This is a genomic window from Cloacibacterium rupense, assembly GCF_014645495.1.
GTDB classification, from domain to species: Bacteria; Bacteroidota; Bacteroidia; order Flavobacteriales; family Weeksellaceae; genus Cloacibacterium; species Cloacibacterium rupense.
Genome location: NZ_BMLV01000001.1, coordinates 1 through 19,740 on the forward strand (window position 1 = coordinate 1; position 19,740 = coordinate 19,740).

The following is a 19,740-nucleotide window of genomic DNA, read 5'->3' on the forward strand; positions in this document are numbered from 1 at the left end:
AGTAATATTTTTTTTATTTTCAGTAAATATTTATTATTATAAACCAATTTTTGAAAAAGACATTGTTTATATTAAGGATGTTTTGGATGAAAATGTAAAGTTAATAAAGGGAAGTAAAGGTTCGAATTCAATGGAAATAAATTTGAAAAATTTTCCAATATTTACTTTCAAAGATAGTGGTTATAATGAATATTTGATGAATAATTATGGAAAAGGTGATACAATAAATATTGGAATTACTTCAGAAGATTATAAGAAAAAAATAACTCATATTTTACCATTAAGCTTTAAAGATAAATATTTGAATTATTCAACTATTTATATTGCTCAATTTAAAACAAAAGAGGGAAATGATTATTACAATTTAGAGATTGAGAATGATAGAATGGAGGATAATAGTTTTACTGGTTTTATCATTTTTTCTGTTTTTGGTTTCATATTTTTAGTTCTTTCAGTTTTTATTTTATTTAAAACAAAATCTTTTTTGTAACTTTATTAAAAATTAATCCACTAACCAATAAAATATAAAAACTATGGGATATTTAGGAATTATAGTCTTTTTAGGACTAGTAACATTATTCGCTTCTTTTTTTACCGTGAAGCAAGCTACAGCAGCTATTATAGAACGTTTGGGTAAATTTCATTCAGTGAGACACGCTGGTTTACATCTCAAAATCCCATTCTTAGACCAAGTCGCTAAAAGGATGAATCTTAGAATTCAACAATTAGATGTGATGATTGATACCAAAACTTTGGATAATGTTTTCATTAGAATGAAAGTTTCGGTGCAATATCAAGTGATTAAAGAACAGGTGGCAGATTCTTTTTATAAATTAGAAAATCCTGAAAATCAAATTACTTCATACGTTTTTGATGTAGTAAGAGCAGAGGTTCCGAAACTGAAATTAGATGATGTTTTTGTAAGAAAAGATGATATCGCAATTGCGGTAAAAGGTGAGTTACAAGAAGCGATGCAAAGTTATGGTTATGACATTGTAAAAGCTTTGGTGACTGATATAGACCCAGATGAACAAGTAAAACATGCCATGAACCGTATCAACGCTGCAGAACGTGAAAAAACGGCAGCTGAATACGAATCTGAAGCACAAAGAATAAGAATAGTAGCTGTAGCAAAAGCTGAAGCCGAATCTAAAAAATTACAAGGCCAAGGGATTGCAGACCAACGTAGAGAAATAGCCAAAGGTCTAGAAGAATCTGTAAGAATGCTCAACAATGTGAATATTGGTTCGCAAGAAGCTTCATCGCTGATTGTGGTTACCCAGCATTACGATACCCTGCATTCTATCGGGGCTAACAACAGAAGTAATTTGGTCCTTTTACCAAATTCGCCAACTGCGGCTAGCAACATGCTGAATGATATGATGGCAGCCATGGTGTCAGCTTCGAAATTAGAAGAAGCAGATAAAACTAATTATCCCAAACCACCGAAAGACCATACGCATTAAAATAATATGAATCCTGTTTTTAGACAGGATTTTTTTTGCGTTTAGCAAAAGTTTTTTTTATCTTTGTTAAATCAATTAACCATGAAACAATTTATTTATTCTACTATTTTATTCGTTTTATTTTCTTGTAATGCTGTTGTTAGAGAAAGTGTTACAAAGAGGTATGATTCTTTGCCTATTGATTCTCAAATAGCAATTCTAGATGTTCATCAACCTATTCCAGAAAAATCAGAACTTTTGGGTACTATTAAATTTGCAGATAGTGGTTTCTCTACAGACTGCGATTTTTATTCTAATCTATCTAAGGCTAGAAAGAGAGCAAGAGAAATAGGTGCTAATATTGTGAAAATTATAGAATCCAAATCTCCAGACATTATAAGTACTTGTCAAAGGATGAAAATAGAGTTTTATAAATACAATGGTGATATTTCTAGTATAAGACAAATACAATTACAAAAAAACTAATTATTATAATATAAATTAAAATCAATGAAAAAAATTATCTTTTCTTTAGGAGTACTAAGTACTTTGATGTTATCTAGTTGTGCTACAATTGTTTGTGGAAGTAAACAAAATGTTAGCTTTAATTCTACACCTACTAATGCTAGTATTTATATTAATGAAGTAGAAGTAGGAAAAACCCCATTTCAGACTAAATTAGAAAGAAAAAAAGAACATTCTGTAGTTATTAAATTAGACGGATACAAACCTTATGAGACTAAGTTGACTAAGAAATTTAATGCTTGGTATTTAGGAAATCTTATTTTTGGAGGGCTAATCGGTATAGTAATTGACCCAATTACCGGAGCTATTTATGAGTTGTCTCCAGATCAAGTTAATGCTCAATTGCAAGAAGGTACCTTAACTAATAAATCTAATAAAAAGGATATATTTATCGCCGTTTCTCTTGAAAAAGACCCAAATTGGAAAAAAATAGGTCAACTAGAAAAATTATAACAACTTCAATAAAAAAATCCCGAGAAACTTCTCGGGATTTTTTGTGAACGCAGAAGGAGTCGAACCCTCAACCTTCAGAGCCGTAATCTGACGCTCTATCCAATTGAGCTATGCGTCCATTACAAATTTCGGTTTGCAAATATAATGCTTTTTTGCTTTCTTTACAGTATGAAAAAGCTTTTTTTTATTATTCTCTGTTTCTTTTTTGTTTTTTCTTGTAAGAAAGAAACTTACCAATTAAAAACTGATGAGGTTTTGATTTCGAAAAACGTTCGTTTTCAAGAAAATGCAGATTTTTTAACTTTAAAATCAGGGAAATTCACCTATAAAATTCCTCATTCTAAATTGCCTTTCAAGAAAATAATGTTGCTCAATGCCAGTTTAGTGGGCTACATCATAGGATTAGGTGCAGAAGAAAAAGTCATAGGGGTTACTAGCCCAGAATATATTTTTTCAGACAAAATTCATCAACTTATTAAAGAAAATAAAATTCAAAATATAGGAAATGAACAAAAATATGATGTGGAAAAAATTATTGCTTTTCGCCCAGACGCTATTTTTACCAATTATGTGGCTAGTTTTGAAAATACCTATGAAGTTTTGAAAAAAAATGGCATTGAAATCATATTTTTAGATGAATATTTAGAAGAAAAACCCTTAGAAAAATCAGCTTATCTCAAGGTTTTTGGTCAACTTTTAGGAAAGAAAAAAGAAGGGGAAGAATTGTACAAAAGTATTGAAAAAAACTATTATCATTACCAAAAATTAGCGCAGAAATCAGAGATCAAACCAAAAGTTTTAACCAATGAAATGTATGGCAGTCAATGGTTTGTAGCGGGCGGAAAAACGCAAATTGCTCATTTTATAAAAGATGCTGGTGCAAAGTATATTTTCGGAGATAATACAGAATCAAAATCTACCCCAAAAAGCTTCGAAGAAGTCTTTGCTAAAGCAAAAAATGCTCAATTTTGGGTAAATGTAGGCAATCATAAAAATAAGAGAGAATTGCTTACTATAAATCCTAATTACGAAAAAATGAAAGTCTATCAATCTGGTGAGATTTATACCATTGGTGGAAGCGAAAAAGGAAGTGCCAACGATTATTTTGAAAGCGGAGTAGTGCATGCAGATTGGGTTTTGAAGGATTATATTAGCATTTTTCATCCAGAAATTTTCCCAAAAGATGGCTTAAAGTATATGAAAAGATTAAAATAATTCTATTTTTGTACTAGAAATCTAAAAATCAATAAATATTTATCAATCATAATTTATAAAATTTATGTGGAAATTCATCAAACGTGTATTTTATATTTTAGTCATAATCAATGTACTTTCTTTAATTTGGGGGCGATTTTTTAATCCCATAATCACCATTATCCAGATAGAAGGATTGGTAAAATACCAAAAATTAGACAGAGATTACATCAGCTATAATGAAATGGGTGACCATATAAAAAGAGCGGTAATTGCTAGTGAAGACCAAAATTTTTATAAACACAATGGTTTTGATTTTACAGCCATCCAACAAGCGTACGAAGACAATCAAAAAAAGAAGAAAATAAGAGGCGGTAGTACCATTTCTCAGCAAACTGCTAAAAATCTGTTTCTATGGAATGGTGGTGGGTATTTCAGAAAAGGTCTAGAAGCGGTTTTTACGTTTACCATAGAAAAAGCCTGGAATAAAAAAATTATTCTTGAACGTTATCTAAACTCAATAGAAATGGGACAAGGTGTTTTCGGAATAGAAGCAGCATCGCAATATTATTACGGTAAAAGTGCCAAAAACTTGACCAAATCTGAAGCCGCTTGGATTGCAGTGGTTTTGCCAAGTCCTAAAAAATATGACCCCAAAAATCCTACCAGAGCAATGATTAGAAAACATTCTAGGGTTTTGAAACAAATGAATTACATGACTTTAGAAGATTAATAAGTGAACTTTAGAAAATTTTTTGAGAAAGAAAGCAGCAAAGAACTTCTTGAGAGATATTTTTCTTTCAAGAACGAAACGCGTGACTTACAACCATTCGCTCAGATTTTTAAAGCTTTGCAAGATGAAGATGTAAATGAGTTAATCGATTTTTTGAAGTCAAATTCGGAGATTAAAGAGAATTTAATTTACTATATTAAGAATATTTTTGAAAATAGAGCCTTCAATCTATCTTTGACAGAGGCAAATATTCTCTCTGAAAATGCATTTTTTCCAGAACTGAGAAAAAGAATTTTAGATAAGTTTTTACCTCCAGTAGAGGAAGCAAATACAGTTTCTGAAGTTATTTCTGAAGTTTTTTTTCGGGATAAAGCAGATTTTAAATACATTAAAAAAATATACAGACAACAATCTGATGAACTTTTTAAACTCCTAAGGTTAGATACACTAATCATGCTGCCGAGAGTGAAAAAAGAACTAATTTTTTCGATGAATATTTTAGGATGGAGAGTTGTAGGAAATGCCTTGGAAGTTGATGTACTAAAAATGGCACCAGAATATAAAGATTTTGACAATCCATTTTTGGCTTTACAAAAAGAACTAGAATGGTATTTTAAAGATTTTGAAAAAGATAATAGTATTGTTTTAGATTCTAAAAATGTACATTATAAACAAATTAAAATCTATTTAAAACAAGGTTTTGCTTTTGTGAATACTGCTTTTAAAAATGCATCTACTTATGGTATTTCTAGTAAAATAAACCTTGCATTGCTGAAGATTAGACAACAATTGCAAAGGATTTCTGAAATTTTAGAATTGTTGGTAATTAACAAAGAATCAGATGTTTCTGTAAATTCTAAAGCTTTAGTAACAAGTATTTTAGAGTATAAATCTCACCGAAATAATATCAGAGATTTGGTGTATGACAGCACTACGCTCATGTCTCACCTTATCACGTCTCATACCGCTGAAACGGGCACCAATTATATTACAACTTCTAAAAAAGAGTATTGGCTAATGCTGAAAAAAGCGAGTGGTGGAGGAATTATTGTAGGTGCATTGTGTGTAATGAAGATGCTCTACGCTTATTTCCCCGGCAGTGATTTTTACCATGCTTTTTTATACTCTTTCAATTATTCTATGGGGTTCATTATGATTTATTTAATGAATTTCACATTGGCAACCAAACAACCAGCAATGACGGCTGCTACCATGGCAAAAGTGCTTTCGGATTCTAAAAATACCAGAAAAAACTACACAGAATTTGCACATTTGGTTTCTAAATTATTCAGAAGTCAGTTTATCGCATTTATTGGAAACGTATTATGGAGTTTTCCTGTAGCATTAGCTATTATTTACGGTTTAGATGTTCTTTTTGGGTATAATTTTGCAGCGGGCGAAAAAGCCTCTAAACTCATTCACGACCTAGATCCATTCAAATCAAAAGCTCTTTTACATGCTTCTTTAGCGGGTGTTTATTTGTTTATTTCTGGTGTAATTGCGGGTAATGTAGGCAATAGGTCAGTTTTTTATAAAATACCAGAACGAATAGAAAATAATCCGTACATCAAAAATATTTTTGGGAAAAATTTTGCTGAAGGTTTGTCCAGATATTATTCTAATAATTGGGCGGGTATAATGTCTAATTTTTGGTTGGGGATTTTCTTAGGTTCTACCGCTACCGTTGCCCATTTTTTTAATTTAGATATAGACATCAGACACATTACTTTTGCAGGAGGTAATTTTGCTATAGGTCTTTATGGCAAAGAGTTTTCGGTAGATTTATATACTTTTTGGATTTCTTTTGTAACCGTTTTTTTAATTGGTTTTTGTAATTTTATTGTGAGTTTTGGTTTATCGATGTTTTTAGCATTCAGGTCTAGAAAAGTGAGATTTGGCGAGGTTAAGATTATTAATAAACACATTATTAGATACTTTTTAAGACATCCTTTAATTTTCTTTTTGCCAATACGTTCTAGTTTAGATGAAAGTTCAAAAAAATTAATGGAAGAATTTACAAAACGTACAAATCATTAAATTTTTCTGAGCCAAATTCTTCTTTGAATTTCTTCAAGAAAAACGATTTCCTCATTCTGAAATCATTCCTCAGAAGAGCAGATTTTATTTTTATTTCTAAAATATTTTCTTTTAAGTTCACACTTTCTATTTCTTTAAAAAGAGCTTGGTCTAGATAATCTTCCAAAAAATCTTTTACTTGTAAAGCCAGAAGTTTATCTTCAAAACCATAGATTTTGGCAAAACTTTTCACCAATTCTGAACTTTGATATTCTCTTTTCTTTTTCATGTCTTGCGAAGCCTAGCGTAGAAATCTGTAGTTTTATAATTGTATTGCGTGTACAAAAAGAGTTTTTGTTTTTGAATTCCAAAAAAACTCTGAACTACCTTTTATGAAAATTTCAGAAGATTTTTCGGGATTAAACCAATTCGGTTGTTTTATAATCTCTTCATTTTTATTTTTATAAAATTTTTCTTGAATTTCATTATTGAATAAAGATTTAAAATCACTTAATTGGTTGTTTATTTTAAAATCGTTCCACCAAGTTTCGGTAGATTTTATTTCAGCATATATTTCGTATTCTTTTGTCCAGTGTGCAGATTGCCAGTATTTTCCATTTACTAATGTTATTTCCTTTGGTTGTTGATGACCTGTCCATAATTCAAAAATTTCTTTTGGGTTTTCAGAATTAATTTCCATACAACTTGTTAACAAAGCTGTGAAAAATAATAAAAATATGTATTTAAAATATTTCATATAATTCTATTTATTATAATTCGTTCATTCGTGGCTAATTTATCTCAAAAATCCTACTTTCCTCATTTATCCTTTTTACCACAGATTCTGTACGTTCTTTGTGTGTGTCTGTGATAAAAATTTGTCCGAAATTTTGTTCGTTTACCAATTCTATCAATTGCGAAACTCTATGGTCATCTAATTTATCAAAAATATCATCGAGTAGAAGTATCGGATTTTTATTGGTAATGTCTTTAATTCTCTTGATTTGAGCCAATTTCAAGGCGATAAGAAACGATTTTTGTTGACCTTGACTTCCGAATTTTTTAATCAAATTTCCATTCATTTCGAAACGCAAATCATCTTTGTGAATTCCTTTGGAAGTGTAAGTAAGCAATCTATCTTTTTCGAGGTTTTCTTTTAAAATTTCTTCAAAATTTTGTTCATTCAAATGACTTTCATAAGTCACCGTTACCTTTTCGTTTCCTTTTGAAATAATTTCATAAAAATGCTGAATGGTAGGCAAAATAGCCTCTACAAAAAGCTTTCTTTTTTCAAAAATTTGTGTCCCAAATTTGGTAATGGGTTCATTATAAATTTCTAAAGAATCTGCATCGAAAGTTCTATTTTTCTGGAAATATTTTAATAGAGCATTTCTTTGTTGAAGTGTTTTTTGGTATTGAATAAGATGGAAAAGATAATCAGAATCGGTCTGAGAAATCATCGCGTCTAGAAATTTTCTGCGGCTTTCTCCACCATCAGAAATTAAGTTGGCATCATACGGAGAAATCATTACACTGGGCAAAAAACCGATGTGATCTGCCATTCTTTCGTAGGTTTTATCGTTTTTTTTGATGATTTTTTTCGCCTCCTTTTGTAGAAGAATTTTAATGATGTCGTTTTTTTCTTCACCTTCAATTTCTGCTTCAACTGAAAAGAATTCTTCTTGTTCTTTGATGTTTTGAAAATCAGAATTTCCCAAAAAACTTTTCCCCATCGAAATGTAATGAAGAGCATCTAGAATATTGGTTTTGCCAGCGCCATTGTTCCCTACAAAACAATTAATATCCGCAGAAAAATCGAAAATTTTCTCTGGATGATTTTTAAAATTGATAATTTTTAAATTTTTAACGAACATTTAGCAAAAATACTTCAATAAAATGAGAATCAAAAACGGCAATAAACTCAAACTTTCCATCAAAAAAGAATAATACCAATCTTCTCTTTTTCTATCAGAAAAATAAATCAAAATAGAAGCAAAAATTGAGGTAAAGAAAAAAGAAATAGCAAATTCAAATTTCAATGAAAAGGCTGCCAAAACCGAACTTAAAAATAGAAAAAAGTAGCTTAAATATTTAGTGTTTTCAATGCCGATTTTCTTCGGTAAAGTAATGAAATCATCTCTTTCTAAATCCCGAATTTCAAACGGAAAAGTAATGGCAGAAATAAACAAAAAGATAATGAAAAACCAATGAATTGGGAAGTCACGAAGTGACGACATAATAAAGCTTTGGATAAAGTCCGATGAAAAATCATTATTGCAAAAATAATCATTATTAAAAGGCAACCAAACCAAAGTCATTGCCCAAACAAATCCTACATAAAATGTCTTGACCAATGAAAATTCTCTGAGGTTGATTTTAAAAAAATCTGCATTGTATAAAATTCCTAATAATAAGATAATGAGCCATTTGAAGTAAAATAAAAAATTAAAATATTTAAAAATTAAAAAACTAATGATGGCAAATCCAACCAAATTCCAAAATATTGCATCTTTCTTTTTATGAAACACTGTAAAGATATATCCGTTCCAAAAAGTCATGAAAAGTACCACGGCCAAAGAGTTTTGGTAAGATTCTTGTTCTTTCAGAACGAAAATCCCCAATAAGGTGGCGCAAAAAGAAACATAAAACTGCGACTTTATGACCAATTTTTTTAGTACATTTATATAATTCATTTTTCAAAAATAAAGTTTATGAAAAATCTGACCAAAATCTTATTCCTTTTTACTCTAATTTGTTTTTTTTCACAGATGAAAGCACAAAATTATTACGATACCCAGTGGAAAAAAATTGCTGATAATTATTCTAAAGGTACTTATAAAAGCAATTTGCCTTTAATTTTAGACCTTCAAAATCGAGCGATTAAAGAAGAAAATGCAATTCAATTGATTAAATCTTTGAAAGCAGAATTTAGCATCGTGAATCTTACTCATGATGACTCGCAAAACGATGCGGCTTCTCAGTTTTTTAAAAAATTACAAACATTTGACCAAAAATTGGTTGGAGAAAGTAAACTGGTTTTCAATGTTTTGTTGGGTGATTTTTTCAAAGATTATTATAATGAAAATCAGTGGAAAATTAACCAAAGAACCAATGTCAACAATCAAGATTTTGCACAAATAGAAACGTGGAGTAAACTCGATTTCAAAAATTTCTTTACCCAACATTTTGCCAAACTAGAAAAACAAAGTGAAGCACTTCAAAACATCAAAACTGCAAAATACGCTGAGATATTTAATCAAACCGAAAATATAGACTATTTCCCTAGTTTTTATGATTATAATGCCTTGAAAAACATAGATTTTCTCAAAAATTATAATTATTTTACCAAAAATGAACTCAAAGAAAATCAATCTAAAGTTTCAGATATTTATCAATACGTCATCGCTAAAAATACAGGAAATTCGAAGCTTTATTTCGAACACCAAAAACTGAATACAGATTGCGCTTCTAGTCGTTGCAAGAATAAACAAGAGCAACTTTTGGCGCTTTATAATTCTGCTACAGAAGGAGATTATAAGGTGGAGATTTCAAAAGAAATTATAGAAGATTTAATCAATAATCAAAAATTTGAAGAAGCCCTTTCTTGGATTGCAAAAGTAAAAAAAGCGTATCCTAAATCTCCTTTTTTAGAGAATATCAAAAATCTAGAAAATACCGTTTTGCAACCTACTCTTGGCTTAAGTTTAGAGCAATATACTCTTCCAAATAAACCCATTCATTTGGTGGCCAATTATAAAAATGCAAATGAATTTTCACTCAATATTTACGAAGTAAAAGAAGATTATCAAGGTTTTCTGTTATATGTCAGAAACAATTGGCAAAAGGAAAATTTCACCAATATCAAGAAATCCTTAGTAAGAAAAGAAGTCTATCATTTGCCAGTAACTAAAGATTATAAAACGCACAAAACTTCATTAGAGCTCAAGCCGCTTCCTTCAGGAATTTATGTGGGAGAATATTTGGTAGACGGAAAAGTGCAAGGAAATTTCTTTTTGGTTGCCAGTCAGTCGATTATTATTTATCAAAAGAAAAATGACCTTTCGTCTATAAAAGATGAACTGAAATTGGTCAACAGAGAAAATGGTAAAATTCTACCAAAAGAAAATCTAGAACTCTATGAATTTGTTAATAATAAACTCTCGCCAAAAGTTTCGATGATTAACAATGAAGCTGGGGTTTTTAAAATTCCTGAAAATTTGCAGAAAGAATATTACCGTTTGTTCTTGGTTCGACAGCCAAAAACGAATGATTTCAATTTTATCAATGTTTATGGAAATCAATATGGTGATAGAACTAATAAAATTCATAACGAAGAAAGAGCTCAGATTTTCTTAGATAGAGCCATTTATAGACCTGGGCAAACTGTTTATTTTAAAGCAATTGCTACGTCTTTTGATGGAGATGAAAATAAGGAAAAGGCGATACAAAAAGTAAAATTGAATGTCATTTTAAAAGATGTAAATGATGAAGAAGTAAGCAAACAAACTTTAACAACCAATGAATTTGGTTCTGTGAATGGTAGTTTTACGCTTCCTAATGGGAAATTAAACGGACAATTTACCATTGAGGTTGATAATGATGATGACGAAATTACAGATTATTCGATTGAAGGTATAAAATATTTCCAAGTAGAAGAATACAAACGTCCGAAATTTGAAGTAGAATTTGAACCTTTGAAAGAAGAATACAAATACGGACAAACCATTGAAATCAAAGGAAAAGCAATGATGTTTTCGGGTGTTCCTTTGAGTAATTCTACAGTAAATTACGAAATTAAAAAACAAAACATCAGATGGAGATATTTCTGGTGGTATCCTCGTGGAAATGATAATGAAAATTCTATTTTGGGCGAAACCAAAACCAATGAAAAAGGGGAGTTTACCATAAAACTAGACCTTAAAAAAGATGAAAATTTAGAAGGAATTCAGGTAGATAATTATCAGGTCAATGCTTCGGTAACAGACATCAACGGAGAAACGCAATCTGCCGAAACCAACATAAAAGTAGCTTCGGTTTCGCATTATATCGAAGTTGCTGATGCCAAGGAACATTATTTTTCTGATGAAAATCTGAAATTGACGGTGGCAACCAAAAATTATGACGGACAAAATCTGAAAAAATCGTACACCGCAAAATTATCTTCCTTACAACCAGAGGAAAGAATTTTCAGAAACAATTTTGAAAGCCAAATTCAAGACTTTCCTGTTTTGAATAAAGAAACTTTTGTACAAAAATTCCCGAATGATTATTTTGATAAATCTGAAAAGGAAAATAAAGTTGAAAAAGTTGTTTTTGAAAAAACTCCAGATTCTAAAATTATTAGAATGACAAGTTTTAATTCTGAACTAATTAGTCAGCAAGGAAGTTCAAGCAACTTAGAAATTGGCAAGCTTCCTGCAGGAAAATACAAACTCGAACTCTTCAACATCGAAGAAAAAGACACGATTAAAACCGAGAAAATTTTTGAAGTTTTTGATAAAACCCAACTTTCTGAAAACCAAAAACCTTTCTTAAAAGTTCTTCAGGAAAAAACAGAATTGAAAAGAACCGAAAAAGCGAAATTCTATGTTTATTCTGCTATTCCGAATGCTTTGGTTAATATTTATGTTCAAAACGGAAACGGTGAAACGATTTATGAACAAAAAAGTATTAAAAATGGTGTTTTGGTGTATGAAACTGCGCTTCCAAAAGATGAAAGCATCAATCAGTTGAATGTTCAGTTTCAGTTGGTAGCGTATAATGATGTACAAACAATTTCTAAAAACTTAACGATTTTATCAGACAAAAAGCCGTTGAAAATAGAGTTGGTTACGTTCAGAGATAAATTGCAACCGAATTCTAAAGAAAAATGGACGGTAAAAATTTCTGGTGAAGACAAAGAGCAAGTAACAGCCGAAGTTTTAGCCAATATGTACGATAAATCTTTAGACCAATTTGCAATAAACACCTATTCTTGGCAAAAGATTTATGACAGACCTTTTTATGTTTCTCAATATGCGATGAATGATGGTTTACAACAATTGAGCTACAATAAAAGATTAAAATATTTCGGTTATAAGCAAGTGGAAATCCCAGATTTTAACTGGTTTGATGGTGGAATTACTTATCGATTAAAAGGAAAAGTATATGGTATTGTTTCTGAAGGTATGATATCTGCTACAAATGCTCCACCAGCTCCTGTTGCAATGGCAAATGCAGAAAGAATGGATTCAGCAAAATCTAAAGAAGTAGATGAAGTTGTAATGGTAGGTTATCAAACTCAAAAGAAAACGTCAATGACGGGATCTAGTGTAATTGATAAAGAAAATTTAGACAAAATCCCAGTCCGCCAAAATCTCAACGAAACCGCATTTTTCTATCCAAATTTAATGACAGACAAAGACGGAAATGTTTCTTTTGAATTTACTTCTCCAGAAGTTTTGACTCAATGGAAACTGATGTTTCTTGCGCATACTAAAGATGCACAATCTGCCACTTTAGAAAAAAACATTGTTACGCAAAAAGAATTTTCGGTAACGCCGAATTATCCTAGATTTTTACGTGAAGGCGATGAATTGATTTTCAAATCGAAACTGAGCAATTTAACCACTCAACAACTCAACGGTTTTGCGGTTTTACAAATTTTAGATGCGTTTACTAACGAAGATATTTCTTTAAAATTTAATTTGAATGACATTCAAAAAACATTTACATTAAATGCCAACGGAAGTACAACCGTTCAATGGAATGTAAAAGTTCCGAATGGAGTTTCTTCTATCATCATTAAAAATGTAGCAAAAGCAGGCGAATTTTCTGATGGTGAACAAAAAGCAATCGCAGTTCTTCCGAATAGAATGCTGGTTACTGATGCTGTTCCTATTTTTGTGAAAGAAGGACAAACCAAAACTTTTGTTTTAGAAAATTTGAAAAATAATTCTTCTAAAACAGCAACCAATGTTTCCAATACTTTAGAACTCACAACCAATCCAATTTGGGAAGTGATTTTTGCATTGCCAAGTCTTAAAAATGACAACAATCTTTCGGCTGATGTGGTTTTCAATAAATGGTTTGCTGATGTTTTGGCGTCTGAGATTTTCAAAGCCAATCCGAAAATGAAAACCGTTTTTGATGAATATCAAAGTAAAGGTTTACTCAATTCTAATCTCGAGAAAAACCAAGAATTGAAACAATTATTGTTAGAAGAAACACCTTGGGTTTTAGATTCTAAAAACGAAACCGAACAAATGCAGAAATTGGCAAGATTGTTTGATGCAAATACGATGCGAAATTCCATCAATGATGATTGGAGCGAACTGAAAAAATTGCAAAATCCTGATGGCGGTTTTTCTTGGTACTCAGGTTACCCAAGTTCTTACTACAATTCATTGTATATTTTGAAAAATTTAGGCAGAATTAATGAATGGTTGAAAGGAAATTTGGCAGATTATCAGTCTTCCGAACAAAAAGAAATGGTTTCTCAATTGGTGAAATATTTAGATAATGAAGTTGGGCGTTATTTCGAGGTGAAAAAAGAAAATGTTTGGAGCAATTATGTGTTAGACTATTTGGATACTCGTCATTATTGGGAAAAAGAATTTCCATTGAAAGGTGATGGTAAAAAAATGAAAGATTTAGTGATTTCAAAAGCGAAAACAGCAAAGATTACTGATTTTTCCTTTTTTGGTTTGCATAGAGCAGCGTTGCTTTTTGATGCTTATCAATTAAAAGATATTTCTAAAAAATTGATGACTTATCTGAAAGAAACTTCTGTACAAAGTGAATCACAAGGTGTATATTGGAAACAAAATCTCAATGATTGGGGTTGGTATTCTTCTAAAACCGTCAATCACGCAGGTGCTTTGGAAGCCTTCAATAAATTAACATCCGACCAAAATTTTGTGGAAGAAATGAAAATTTGGCTCATTACCCAAAAAGAAGTTTCTAATTGGGATACTTCTAGAAGTACTGCCGAAGTAATTTATACCATTTTAAATTCAGGAAAATCTTGGACTTCTGCGGAAAGCGATAAAGCCACGATTATTTGGGGAGGAAAAGAACTTACCAATCCTGATACAAAAGCGACGGGTTATGTGAAATCTGCGGTAAATTCAGATAAATTGGATAAAAATTTGGCAACTGTAACCATAACAAAGCCAGGTGCTGGAATTGTGCAAGGCGGTTTATTCTGGCAATATTACGAGGATTTAGACAAAATAAAATCTTCGGAAAGTTACATTTCTATCACCAAAGAATTGTACAAAAAAGTGAAAACGGTAAATGGTGAAGAATTGCAAAAAATTACAGAAAATTCGCCGTTAAAAATCGGTGATAAAGTGACCGTTCGAATGATTCTGAACACCGATAGAAATATGGAATTTATCCACCTGAAAGATATGAGAGCTGCAGGTTTTGAGCCACTTGATGTGCTTTCTGGCTATCAATGGAAAAATAATTTGGGCTATTATCAAGTCACCAAAGATGCTTCTACCAATTTCTACATAGAATATATGCCAAAAGGAAAATACGTTTTCGAGTACGATTATATTTGTAATGCTGCAGGAACGTTCAGCAATGGAATTACTACTTTGCAAAATTATTACGCACCTCAAATGAATGCGCATACACAAGGAACTAAGGTTTCGATTTCGGAATAATTAATTATTAAAATCAATATGAGAGTCGGGCTTTTAGCTCGACTTTTTTATGCTATGATTTTAGTTTTTGACAAATTCTATGATTTTTATTTAAAAAAAAAGAATGAATTAAATTTTACAATGTTTTTAACCCTTTACAAGAAATTTTAAAAGTTCTTTGTTGTGCTTAAAGTAGTAACTTCATAATGAAAACACCTATACATTAGTTTTATGAAACAATATTTTTTTGATAAATATCAAATAAACGTAACATAATTTTCCTCAAATTTGTATCAACAAAACAAAACATCAATTCAAAGCAGTAATTTGTAGATTAATCTACTATTGAATAAAGATAATTAATACAATTTCTGATTTTGTTTAATGAAAATTAAAAATAGATGAAAACACTGAAAAAAATTATAATTACCATCATTATGGGATTTTCTATTTTTTCTATGGCACAATCTGCCCCTTCGTTGAAAGAGCTCATAGATGCTGCAATGACAAAAGATGCAACCATAGAACAACAAAATTTACAATCAAAATTTAATGAATTGGATCAAGAAATGCTGAAAGATGTTTTTCTTCCTAAGGTAGAAATTTCTGGGAAGGGAGAATATCTAAATGCGACAGCAAGATTTATTTCCCCTGAAATAGCATTACCAGCTTTACAGCCAATTTTCCCAGGTGCTATTTTTCCAAAAGGTACTTTTAATAATAATTTTAATTTATCTGGTTTTGATGCTGCTGCAAAAGCAGAAGCTAAAATGGTAATTTATTCTGGAGGTAAGGTAAAGTATCTAAAACAAGCTCTGGAGGAAAAAAATAATGCTAATCTGGCTATGCAAGCCAAAAATCAAGATGAAGTAATTACTGAAATTTCTAAAGCATATGACCAATTTGCACTCATTATTGAAAGTAAAAATGTTTTAGACGAAAGTAAAAAAAGGTTAGATGCCAATAAAAAAACTGCCGAAAAAGCTCTTGGTTACGGATTAATTACGCCTTACGATTATAAAAAAATAGAATTAGCACAAGCCACGCTAAATTCTAAAATGGTAGAATACGAAGGTAAAAAAGAATTACTAATCACCCAATTGCATTTATTGACTGGGATAGATAAAGAGAGAATTGCGCTTATAAAACCAGTTTTAGAAAAAATAGAATATTTAGTTGCTGACCAATCTATACAAAAAAGAGCTGAATTGTCTGCTCTAGATTACGGAATGAAAGCTATAGACGCCAAAATAAAAGCAGAAAAAACATGGTGGATTCCTAAAGTTCAAGCCATGACTTCTTTATCTTATTTAGGGTTTTATAATACCAATATTTCCTCTTCAAAAAGCATTTTACCGGGAACAGGCACAAAGTTAGATTTAGACCTTACCAATTTAAATTTATTTCCTGTTTTTCAGGCTGGGATAGGTTTTAAATGGGATGTTTTTGATGGTAACGAAGGAAAACATGAAATAGAAAAAGCAAAAATAGAAAAAGAAATTTTGATAAGTAAAAAATCTGATGCAGAGAAAAAACTACAACTTAATCTAGCAAACAATCAAACCAACTATGATATTGCCTCTTCACAGATTGAAATGAAAGCCAAAGCGAAACAAATAGCTAAAAATGCTTTAAAACAAGCAGAAAAAGAATTCAGATATGGTTTGATAAAATCTACTCAATTAATAGAAGCTGAAAACGATGTAGAAAATGCAGAATTAGAGTATCAAACGGCGATATTTAATCAAAGGAGAGCTGCGGTAGAACTGATGAAATCTACTCAGAATTTATCCATCGAAAAACTTTAATGTTAACAAACAAACCTCAATATAAAATGAAAAATTATACTTTAAAAATTGTTGCTGTTGCAAGTGTTCTCTCTTTAGTCGCTTGTAAAAAAGAAACTCCCGAGAAATTAACCGAAGGAAAAACAAAGAAAGAAATTGTTTCTTTCGCACCGAAAGTTACGGGTAGAATTCTAAAAATCTATGTAAAAGAAGGACAAACTGTGAAAGCTGGAGATACCCTAGCCATGTTAGACGTACCTGAAGTTTCTGCAAAAATAGCACAAGCAAAAGGAGCAACTGAAGCAGCAACAGCACAAGCACAAATGGCAAAAAATGGCGCTACTGCAGACCAACTTCGCCAGTTAAAAGCCAAATATAAAGGTTTAAAAGAACAATATGAATATGCTCAAAAATCTTTTAATAGAGCACAAAATATGTACAGAGATAGTTTATTATCTCCTCAAAGCTATGATGAAATATACGCTAAATTGCAAGGCGCAAAAGCTCAATTTGATGCCGTAAATGCAGAATTGCATGATGTAGAAATTGGCACCAGAATTGAAAAAATAGAAATGGCTCTTGGACAAGAAAATCAAGCGAGAGGTGCACTTCAGGAAGCCAATGTTGCTTATTCTGAAAGATACATTATTGCCACCAATGACATGGAAATTGAAACTATTTCTTTAAATGTAGGAGAGTTGGCTACAGCAGGTTATGCCCTTTTTAATGGTTATATTCCTAATTCTACTTATTTTAGATTTACCATTCCCGAAAGTAAGATTGCTAAATATCAAAAAGGGATGATTGTAAATATGAAATCTACTTATGGAAATTTACAGTTTTCAGGTAAAATAGTTTCTATTAAACAGTTAACTAGATATGCTGATATAACGACCGCGTTTCCAGATTATCAGCCTGAGGATGCCGTCTATGAAATTAAAGTGGTGCCTAATGATAATGCTAAAGTAAATAGCCTTTTGGTAAATTCTAGCGTGATTTTGGAGTAATCTTAGCTTTTTTAAAATAATTGATTATGAAACAGTTAAGATACCTTCTGAGAAGAGAGTTTAGGTTATTCTTTACCAATAAAACCATGCTTTCCGTTTTTTTTGTAGCACCTATTTTTTATGCTTTATTAATGGGGTTTACTTACAAAAGTGGAAAGGTGACAGATATTCCTGTAATTGTAGTTAATCATGATAAAACGCCTACTTCTCAGCAAGTAGTAGACATGCTAAGTGATAATAGTTCGTTGAAAATTCTGAATTATGTAGACGAACCTGCAATAGTGAAAGATGAAGTGATTAAAACAGAAGCAGGAGCGCTGGTGGTGATACCAGAAAGATTTGAAGCCAATTTGCTACAAAAAAAATACCCTGAGGTAAATGTTTATATCAACACTTCTAATGTACTGACGGCTAATTTTGCCTCTAAAGCAATTCAATTAACTTTAGGTACATTCTCTGCAGGTGCAGAAATGAAAGCTTTGCAAAAAAGAGGCATGAATGCAGACCAAGCCAAAGCCAGCATAGAACCTTTCAAAACCAATTATATTACCCTTTTTAATACCACAAGTAATTATCTTATTTTTATGTGGCCAGCATTAATGGCAGTGGTGTTACAACAAGTAATTCTATTGGCAATGGCGGTTACTTTTTCAGAAGAATTTAAAAGAGATTCTTTTGTAAAAGATTTCGCTGGGAAGCATAAATTTGCCGTTTTGGTAATGGCCATCAAGTGTTTACCTGTTTGGATTTTTTCTAATTTCAATATTCTTATTTTTTATCTGTGTAGTATTTATTTTAAAATACCAGCTCCAGAAAATGTATGGAATTTCTTTTTAATTACTGCCGTTTTTGTTGTGGCAGCTACTAATTTAGGTGTTTTTGTAAGTATTATAATACCAGATGCTCTAAAGGCGACTCAAATTTTGATGGTTATAGCATCACCTGCATTTATTATCAGTGGTTTTACATGGCCTACTTATGCTATGCCTGATTTTATAAGCAGTTTCACTAAAATTATACCTCTTACGCCTTACTTAGAAGCTTTGAAAATCATGGTCGTAGAAAAAGGGTCAGATTACCTTACATACAAGTATTTTTGGCATTTATTTATTCTCGCTTGGGTATTTTTTGTATTAGGATGGATTGCCTTGAAGATAAAAATTCATTATTTATTCAAAGAGTACCATATAAGTGAGGATTATGATGACCAATCAGATGATAGTTAAATCATTAAGTTTTCAATATTTTGATGTTTGTTATGAGCGTTTCAAATACAATTTTGATGCGCTCTTTTTTTGTATTTTTGCAGAAATTATGAGGCATGAGGATTCTTCAAGAAATTGAAAAACACATAAAAATAGATGCAGAGATAGAAAAATTCTTTTACGAGGAATGTGAAACTAATGTTTTTGAAAAAGGTCAAATACTAAGTAAGCACAACAAATATAATAGAAGTATCTATTTTGTAGACGAAGGACTATTGAGAAGTTTTTATCAAGAAAATGATAAAGATATTACCGCTAATTTTTATTCTGAAGGTAAAATTTCTGCCAATATTGACACACTTTTTAAAAATCAACCCTCTAGATACAGTATAGAAGCCATAGAAAAATCTGTGATAACCAGCTGTAATTATGAGCAACTAGAAAAATTATGCGCTGTATCTCTTACTGCTGCCAATTTTAGTAGATATATTTTAGGAAATTTAATGCTTCAAATGGCAAATAGAATTACATATCTACAGCATATGTCTGCTAAAGAAAAGTATAAAAATTTATTAGAGGAAAACCCCGATATTATACTTCGTGCTCCACTAGGGATGATAGCATCATATTTAGGAATTTCACAAGAAACACTAAGCAGAATCAGAAGCGAAATTTAGCATCTTCTACCAAGAATATTTTTAACTAAGTTTTATGAATTAAAAAATGCAGAATATAAAAAAAT

At 30.9% G+C, this 19,740-nt stretch carries 16 protein-coding genes and 1 tRNA gene; 12 read left to right on the forward strand and 5 right to left on the reverse strand.

The features are described 5' to 3' along the window. The 4 genes from IEW40_RS00005 to IEW40_RS00020 form a co-directional block, all read left to right on the forward strand. The coding region (locus IEW40_RS00005) for a hypothetical protein (protein WP_188616023.1) at nt 1-490 on the forward strand (490 nt) is incomplete at its 5' end. A 43-nt stretch (nt 491-533) separates the two neighbouring features. Further along, nucleotides 534-1,466, forward strand: a complete 933-nt coding sequence (locus IEW40_RS00010) for an SPFH domain-containing protein (RefSeq protein WP_188616024.1) — start codon at nt 534-536, stop codon at nt 1,464-1,466. An 81-nt stretch (nt 1,467-1,547) separates the two neighbouring features. After that, nucleotides 1,548-1,931 carry a hypothetical protein gene (locus IEW40_RS00015; protein WP_188616025.1) on the forward strand — a complete coding sequence of 128 codons (384 nt, stop codon included), beginning with the start codon at nt 1,548-1,550 and terminating at the stop codon, nt 1,929-1,931. Between the two features lie 24 nt (nt 1,932-1,955). Next, nucleotides 1,956-2,423 carry a PEGA domain-containing protein gene (locus IEW40_RS00020; protein WP_188616026.1) on the forward strand — a complete coding sequence of 156 codons (468 nt, stop codon included), beginning with the start codon at nt 1,956-1,958 and terminating at the stop codon, nt 2,421-2,423. Nucleotides 2,424-2,467: 44 nt separating this feature from the next. Here the strand turns inward: IEW40_RS00020 and IEW40_RS00025 are convergent. Further along, nucleotides 2,468-2,541: transfer RNA gene (locus IEW40_RS00025), tRNA-Arg, on the reverse strand. A 50-nt stretch (nt 2,542-2,591) separates the two neighbouring features. On the opposite strand from IEW40_RS00025, the gene IEW40_RS00030 reads away from it, so the two are divergent. From IEW40_RS00030 to IEW40_RS00040, 3 genes are all read left to right on the forward strand, one after another. Beyond that, nucleotides 2,592-3,638 carry an ABC transporter substrate-binding protein gene (locus IEW40_RS00030; RefSeq protein WP_188616027.1) on the forward strand — a complete coding sequence of 349 codons (1,047 nt, stop codon included), beginning with the start codon at nt 2,592-2,594 and terminating at the stop codon, nt 3,636-3,638. Nucleotides 3,639-3,702: 64 nt separating this feature from the next. Then, nucleotides 3,703-4,350 carry a monofunctional biosynthetic peptidoglycan transglycosylase gene (mtgA, locus tag IEW40_RS00035; protein ID WP_188616028.1) on the forward strand — a complete coding sequence of 216 codons (648 nt, stop codon included), beginning with the start codon at nt 3,703-3,705 and terminating at the stop codon, nt 4,348-4,350. 3 nt (nt 4,351-4,353) lie between these two features. Further along, on the forward strand, nt 4,354-6,387 hold the full coding sequence (locus tag IEW40_RS00040) for a transporter-like protein (RefSeq protein WP_188616029.1): 2,034 nt from the start codon (nt 4,354-4,356) through the stop codon (nt 6,385-6,387). Here the strand turns inward: IEW40_RS00040 and IEW40_RS00045 are convergent. Genes IEW40_RS00045 through IEW40_RS00060 form a run of 4 tightly spaced genes read right to left on the reverse strand, consistent with a single transcriptional unit; the run spans nt 6,365 to nt 9,059 of the window. After that, complete coding sequence (locus tag IEW40_RS00045) at nt 6,365-6,655, reverse strand: hypothetical protein (protein WP_188616030.1); 291 nt, start codon at nt 6,653-6,655, stop codon at nt 6,365-6,367. The two genes, IEW40_RS00040 and IEW40_RS00045, sit on opposite strands and share 23 nt — an antisense overlap. A gap of 33 nt (nt 6,656-6,688) precedes the next feature. Beyond that, nucleotides 6,689-7,123, reverse strand: coding sequence for a hypothetical protein (locus IEW40_RS00050; protein ID WP_188616031.1), 435 nt, complete (start codon nt 7,121-7,123; stop codon nt 6,689-6,691). A 34-nt stretch (nt 7,124-7,157) separates the two neighbouring features. Beyond that, complete coding sequence (gene recF, locus IEW40_RS00055; RefSeq protein WP_188616032.1) at nt 7,158-8,240, reverse strand: DNA replication/repair protein RecF; 1,083 nt, start codon at nt 8,238-8,240, stop codon at nt 7,158-7,160. After that, nucleotides 8,241-9,059 (reverse strand): UbiA prenyltransferase family protein, encoded by an 819-nt coding sequence (locus IEW40_RS00060; protein ID WP_188616033.1) that lies wholly within the window; start codon nt 9,057-9,059, stop codon nt 8,241-8,243. 18 nt (nt 9,060-9,077) lie between these two features. On the opposite strand from IEW40_RS00060, the gene IEW40_RS00065 reads away from it, so the two are divergent. From IEW40_RS00065 to IEW40_RS00085, 5 genes are all read left to right on the forward strand, one after another. Further along, entirely contained in the window at nt 9,078-15,020 is a 5,943-nt protein-coding gene (locus tag IEW40_RS00065; RefSeq protein WP_188616034.1) for an alpha-2-macroglobulin family protein, read from the forward strand. Nucleotides 15,021-15,400: 380 nt separating this feature from the next. Continuing rightward, on the forward strand, nt 15,401-16,807 hold the full coding sequence (locus tag IEW40_RS00070) for a TolC family protein (protein ID WP_188616035.1): 1,407 nt from the start codon (nt 15,401-15,403) through the stop codon (nt 16,805-16,807). Nucleotides 16,808-16,833: 26 nt separating this feature from the next. Next, nucleotides 16,834-17,793 (forward strand): HlyD family secretion protein, encoded by a 960-nt coding sequence (locus tag IEW40_RS00075; RefSeq protein ID WP_188616036.1) that lies wholly within the window; start codon nt 16,834-16,836, stop codon nt 17,791-17,793. Between the two features lie 26 nt (nt 17,794-17,819). Then, nucleotides 17,820-19,019 carry an ABC transporter permease gene (locus IEW40_RS00080; protein ID WP_188616037.1) on the forward strand — a complete coding sequence of 400 codons (1,200 nt, stop codon included), beginning with the start codon at nt 17,820-17,822 and terminating at the stop codon, nt 19,017-19,019. A 95-nt stretch (nt 19,020-19,114) separates the two neighbouring features. Next, a complete protein-coding gene (locus IEW40_RS00085) occupies nt 19,115-19,675 on the forward strand; it encodes a Crp/Fnr family transcriptional regulator (protein ID WP_188616038.1) in 561 nt (186 codons plus the stop codon). Nucleotides 19,676-19,740: the final 65 nt, after the last annotated feature.

What these genes read in the sequence shown, in the direction of transcription:
- IEW40_RS00010 (WP_188616024.1), top strand. Translation starts at nt 534, where the DNA reads ATGGGATATTTAGGAATTATAGTCTTTTTAGGACTAGTAACATTATTC.
- IEW40_RS00015 (WP_188616025.1), top strand. Translation starts at nt 1,548, where the DNA reads ATGAAACAATTTATTTATTCTACTATTTTATTCGTTTTATTTTCTTGT.
- IEW40_RS00020 (WP_188616026.1), top strand. Translation starts at nt 1,956, where the DNA reads ATGAAAAAAATTATCTTTTCTTTAGGAGTACTAAGTACTTTGATGTTA.
- IEW40_RS00030 (WP_188616027.1), top strand. Translation starts at nt 2,592, where the DNA reads ATGAAAAAGCTTTTTTTTATTATTCTCTGTTTCTTTTTTGTTTTTTCT.
- mtgA (WP_188616028.1), top strand. Translation starts at nt 3,703, where the DNA reads ATGTGGAAATTCATCAAACGTGTATTTTATATTTTAGTCATAATCAAT.
- IEW40_RS00045 (WP_188616030.1), bottom strand. Translation starts at nt 6,655, where the DNA reads ATGAAAAAGAAAAGAGAATATCAAAGTTCAGAATTGGTGAAAAGTTTT.
- IEW40_RS00050 (WP_188616031.1), bottom strand. Translation starts at nt 7,123, where the DNA reads ATGAAATATTTTAAATACATATTTTTATTATTTTTCACAGCTTTGTTA.
- recF (WP_188616032.1), bottom strand. Translation starts at nt 8,240, where the DNA reads ATGTTCGTTAAAAATTTAAAAATTATCAATTTTAAAAATCATCCAGAG.
- IEW40_RS00060 (WP_188616033.1), bottom strand. Translation starts at nt 9,059, where the DNA reads ATGAATTATATAAATGTACTAAAAAAATTGGTCATAAAGTCGCAGTTT.
- IEW40_RS00065 (WP_188616034.1), top strand. Translation starts at nt 9,078, where the DNA reads ATGAAAAATCTGACCAAAATCTTATTCCTTTTTACTCTAATTTGTTTT.
- IEW40_RS00070 (WP_188616035.1), top strand. Translation starts at nt 15,401, where the DNA reads ATGAAAACACTGAAAAAAATTATAATTACCATCATTATGGGATTTTCT.
- IEW40_RS00075 (WP_188616036.1), top strand. Translation starts at nt 16,834, where the DNA reads ATGAAAAATTATACTTTAAAAATTGTTGCTGTTGCAAGTGTTCTCTCT.
- IEW40_RS00080 (WP_188616037.1), top strand. Translation starts at nt 17,820, where the DNA reads ATGAAACAGTTAAGATACCTTCTGAGAAGAGAGTTTAGGTTATTCTTT.
- IEW40_RS00085 (WP_188616038.1), top strand. Translation starts at nt 19,115, where the DNA reads ATGAGGATTCTTCAAGAAATTGAAAAACACATAAAAATAGATGCAGAG.